Genomic DNA, 4,671 nt, shown 5'->3' with positions numbered 1-4,671 from the left:
CCGGGCGGCAGGGACGGCGGCCGGCGGCGCGGGTTCGCCGTCGTCGGCGGGATGCTGGGCTTCGCGGTCGGGGCGGTGGCCTACTACGCCGCCTACGACCTCGGGTACCCGAACGGCTGGGTACCGGTGCTGGCGGCGCTCGTCGTCGCCGCCGCAGCCGTGGCTGCCCCGCCGGGAGCGGCACGCCCGCTTCGCCCGCCGGTGCCGGCATGGACGGTCCTCGGGGCGATGCTGCTGACCGCCGTCGGAGGCGGGATCCACCGGCCGGCCCCGACCCCGCACCCGCCCGCCAGCGCGCCCGCGGCGGTACGGGTGGTGGCGTACAACATCCGGATGGGGTTCGGGCTGGACGGCCGGCTCGACCTCGACGCGGTGGCCCGGGTGGTCCGGGGCGCCCGCCCGGACGTGGTGCTGCTCAGCGAGGTGGACCGGGGCTGGCTGCTCAACGGCGGCCACGACACCCTCGCCCTGCTGGCCCGGCGGCTGCGCATGCCGTACGTCTTCGCGCCCGCCGCCGATCCGGTGTGGGGCGACGCGGTGCTGAGCCGGTACCCGGTGCGGTCCGGGCGCAGCCGGCCGCTCGCCGCGCACGGCGCGCCCACCGGGGCGCAGGCCCTCGGCGTCACGCTCGACCTCGGTGGCCGGGACCTGGCCGTGGTCGCCACCCACCTGCAACCGCCGCCCGGGCAGGGGCCGGTGGCGCAGGCCCGCGAGGTCGCCGGCTTCGCCGTCCGGTACGCGGCCGGCCGCCCGCTGGTGCTGGCCGGCGACCTGAACACGGGGCCCGGCGAGCCGGCGTTCGCCGCGTTCACCGCAGCCGGCCTGGTGGACGCGCTGGCCGCCGCCCGGCCGCTGCCGACCAGCCCGGCGGACGACCCGCGCGAGCAGATCGACCACGTGTTCGTCTCGCCCGGTCTCAGTGCCGCCGAGCCGCGGGCACCCCGCAGCACGGCCAGCGACCACCTGCCGGTCGCGGTGACACTCACCCTGCCCTGACCCCCGCGCCCGTCGCGCCCCACCCTGCCCGGTTGCGGCGCTGCGGAAGCGCGTTAAGAGGGGGCCCCTGCTCTACCGGAGGCGTTAAGAAGGGGCCCTTCCTTACAAGCGGTCGGCGGCGAGCAGGCGGTCGCCGGTGAAGGCGAGCAGCCAGCCGCCGCCCTTGGCGGTGACGAAGTCGTCGGTACGGCCGGTCAACCGCTCCAGCATGCCCGGGATCACCTTGCCCTGGCTGCACACCGCGACCGGCTCACCGGCGGCGCCCAACTCGGCCAGCCGGGCCGCCCCGGCCAGCGCGCACTCCTCCGGCTGCTGGCCCGGCCGCGGCTCGTCGAAGTCACCGACCACCTCGATCGGCAGGTCCAGCAGGGCGGCCGCCGGGTCGAGGGTCTGCACGCAGCGGCGGGCCGAGGCGGAGAGCAGCCGTACCGGGCGGATCAGGGCGACCAGCGCGGCCAGGGCCTGCGCCTGCGCCCAGCCCTGCGCGTCCAGCGGCCGGCCGGTGTCCGGGCCGGTCCAGGTGCCCCGCTTGCCGGCGTGCGCGTGCCGGACCAGCAGCACCACGCCGGTCACCGGCGGCAGCGCCGCGAACGCGGCGAGCACCTCGGCGTCGTGCGGGTAGCTGACCAGGCGTACCGCGGCGTCGACGGGAAGCCAGCGGACCTCGTCGACCTCGGTGTCCGGCTGGAAGCCGCCGGCCGCCACGGCCCGCATCGACCAGTAGTCCACCGCCTTCGGCCGCCCCTCGCTGCGGTAGTGGACGGTGGGCAGCCGGACCTGCGGCACCGCCCGGGCGTCGGTCTCCTCGGCGATCTCCCGCACGGCGGCCCGCAACGGGTGCTCGCCGGCGTCCAGCTTGCCCTTCGGCAGCGACCAGTCGCCGTACCGGGGACGGTGCACGAGGCACACCTCGACGCCGGTGGCCCCCGGGCGCCAGGCCACCCCGCCCGCCGCCCGGATCCGCACCGGCTCGTCGTCGGTCATCGGCTCACCGTAAGCCGTGCGCGGCCGGTCAGCCCGCCGTCCCGCCGACCCGGTGCAGCAACAGCTCCTGCAGATGCCTCAGTGGTGCCTCATCGGTCCCGGTACGCCGGTGCCAGCTGCCGTCCCCGGCCAGCTCGAACGCCTCCACCTCGGGGCTGAACGCGGCGGACAGCACATGGTCCAGCTCGGCGCGGGCCACCGGATCGCTCACCTGCACCAGCGCCTCCACCCGGCGGTCCAGGTTGCGGTGCATCAGGTCCGCGGAGCCCATCCAGAACTCGGCGTCGCCGTTGTTGCCGAACCGGAAGATCCGGGAGTGCTCCAGGAACCGGCCGAGGATCGAGCGGACCCGGATGTTCTCCGACAGCCCCGGCACCCCGGGCCGCAGCGTGCACATGCCCCGGATCAGCAGGTCGACGTGGACGCCGGCCCGGGACGCCCGGTAGAGCGCGTCGGTGATCTCCTCGTCGACCAGCGCGTTCACCTTGAACTGGACGAGTCCCGGCATGCCGAGCCGGACGTGCTCGATCTCCCGCTCGATCCGGTCGATCAGGCCGCGCCGGATGCCCTGCGGGGCCACCAGCAGCCGCCGGTACGCGGTCTGCCGGCTGTAGCCGGTGAGCACGTTGAACAGGTCGGTCAGGTCGGCGCCGATCTCCGGATCGGCGGTGAGCATGCCGAAGTCCTCGTAGAGCCGGGCGGTCTTCGGGTGGTAGTTGCCGGTGCCGATGTGGCAGTAGCGCCGGATCTGGTTGCCCTCCTGGCGTACCACCAGGGCGGTCTTGCAGTGCGTCTTCAGCCCCACCAGGCCGTAGACGACGTGGCAGCCGGCGCGTTCCAGGGTGCGCGCCCAGCCGATGTTCGCCACCTCGTCGAAGCGCGCCTTCAGCTCCACCAGCACCACCACCTGCTTGCCGGCGGCGGCCGCGTCGACCAGGGCGTCGACGATCGGGGAGTCGCCGCTGGTGCGGTAGAGGGTCTGCTTGATGGCCAGCACGTTCGGGTCGGCGGCGGCCTGCTCGATGAAGCGCTGCACGCTGGTCGCGAACGAGTGGTACGGGTGGTGCACCAGCACGTCCCCGTCCCGCAGGGTGGCGAAGACGCTGCGCGGCACCTCGCCCTCGGTCAGCCGCGGATGGGTGGCCGGCACGAACGGCGGGTCGGCGAGGTCGGGGCGGTCGGCCTCGCCGTACACCTGCCAGAGCGCGGAGAGGTCGAGCAGGCCGCGGACCCGGAGCACGTCCTGGCCGTCCATGTCCAGCTCCCGGACGAGCAGCTCCAGCATGCGGTCGGAGATGGACGCGGCCACCTCCAACCGGACCGGCGGGCCGAACCGGCGGCGGGCCAGTTCCCGTTCGAGGGCCTGGAGCAGGTCCTCGTCGCGGTCCTCGTCCACCTCCACCTCGGCGTTGCGGGTGACCCGGAACAGGTGGCACTCGACCACCTGCATGCCGGAGAAGAGCTGCCCGAGGTGCACCGAGATGAGGTCCTCCACCGGCAGGAAGCGCGCCCCCGGCTGGTCGCGGGCCACCCGGACGAACCTGGGCACGTTGTTCGGCACCTTGACCCGGGCGAACAGCTCCGGGCCGCCGTCCGGGTCACGCACCGACACGGCCAGGTTCAGCGACCGTCCCGAGATGTACGGGAACGGGTGCGCCGGGTCGACCGCGAGCGGGGTGAGCACCGGGAAGATGTGCTCCCGGAACCAGGTGCGCAGCCGCTCCCGCTCGGGGTCGTCGAGGTCGCTCCAGCGCAGGATCCGGATGTCCTCCTCGGCGAGCCGGGGCAGCACCTCGTCGACGAAGCAGGCGGCGTGCCGGGCCACCAGGTCGGCCGTCTTCTCCGCGATCAGCTCCAGCTGGGTCCGCAGCGGCAGCCGGTCGCCACCGCGGACCGGCAGGCCGGCGGAGAGCCGGCGCTTCAGCCCGGCCACCCGCACCATGTAGAACTCGTCGAGGTTGCTGGCGAAGATGGCCAGGAACTTGGCCCGCTCCAGCAGCGGCGTACGGGGATCCTCGGCGAGCGCCAGCACCCGGGCGTTGAAGTCGAGCCAGGAGACCTCGCGGTTGAGGAAGCGGTCCTCGGGCAGCGGCTGCGCGGCTGGCGGTGCGACGTCCGGGCCGGGGCCGGGGCCCTCCACCGGGTCGAGCGACTCCTCCAGACCGGCGGAGTCGGGCGCGGCCGACACGGCGTCGAGGTTCTCCTCCGGGGAGCGGATCCGGCGGAACCGGCCGTCGCTGCCCCGGGTCGGGGCGCCGTTGCGGGGCGCGGTCGGGTGCAGGAGGTGCGGCGGACTCTCGGGGTGCTCGCGAGGGGTGCTCACCACCTCATGATTCCCCGACAACGGTGAACAGAAAATGAACTCCGGGCAGGTCGATCAGGACATGGTCGGCAAAGTCACCCGGACGACCTCGCCGGCGGCGTCCCGCTCGATCCGGACCCGCTGCCCGAGCCGGAGCAGCCGCAGCCCGGAGGCGTCGAAGGCGCGGGCCGGGAAGGGCAGCTCGGTGCCGTCGTCGAGGAGCAGCACGCCGCTGCGGGTCGACGCGTCGTAGGTGGCCACCGTGCCCTGCATGCCAGCACCGTAGCGGATCCGCCGGTCGCCCGGGACGGCCGTTGCGGTCAGCAGGGGGCGGCGGCCGGCCGGGCGGCGAGCAGCGCGGCGGTGCGCGGACCCACGCCCAGGCGGGC

Annotated in this window: 4 protein-coding genes; 1 reads left to right on the top strand and 3 read right to left on the bottom strand. The window is 74.8% G+C overall.

What is annotated here, in order from left to right; genetic code table 11:
* The coding region (locus ACWEVO_RS30575; protein WP_452310934.1) for an endonuclease/exonuclease/phosphatase family protein at nucleotides 1-996 on the top strand (996 nt) is incomplete at its 5' end.
* Nucleotides 997-1,098: 102 nt separating this feature from the next.
* Here the strand turns inward: ACWEVO_RS30575 and ACWEVO_RS30570 are convergent.
* The 3 genes from ACWEVO_RS30570 to ACWEVO_RS30560 form a co-directional block, all read right to left on the bottom strand.
* Nucleotides 1,099-1,980 carry an NUDIX domain-containing protein gene (locus ACWEVO_RS30570; protein WP_452310933.1) on the bottom strand — a complete coding sequence of 294 codons (882 nt, stop codon included), beginning with the start codon at nucleotides 1,978-1,980 and terminating at the stop codon, nucleotides 1,099-1,101.
* Between the two features lie 28 nt (nucleotides 1,981-2,008).
* Nucleotides 2,009-4,303, bottom strand: coding sequence for an RNA degradosome polyphosphate kinase (locus ACWEVO_RS30565; RefSeq protein ID WP_452310932.1), 2,295 nt, complete (start codon nucleotides 4,301-4,303; stop codon nucleotides 2,009-2,011).
* Between the two features lie 54 nt (nucleotides 4,304-4,357).
* On the bottom strand, nucleotides 4,358-4,671 hold a 314-nt coding region (locus ACWEVO_RS30560; RefSeq protein WP_452310931.1), incomplete at its 5' end, for a cold-shock protein.

Source organism: Micromonospora sp. NPDC003776, assembly GCF_053605645.1.
Note: the sequence above shows the minus strand (reverse complement) of the source record. Positions and strands in the feature narration are given on the sequence as shown.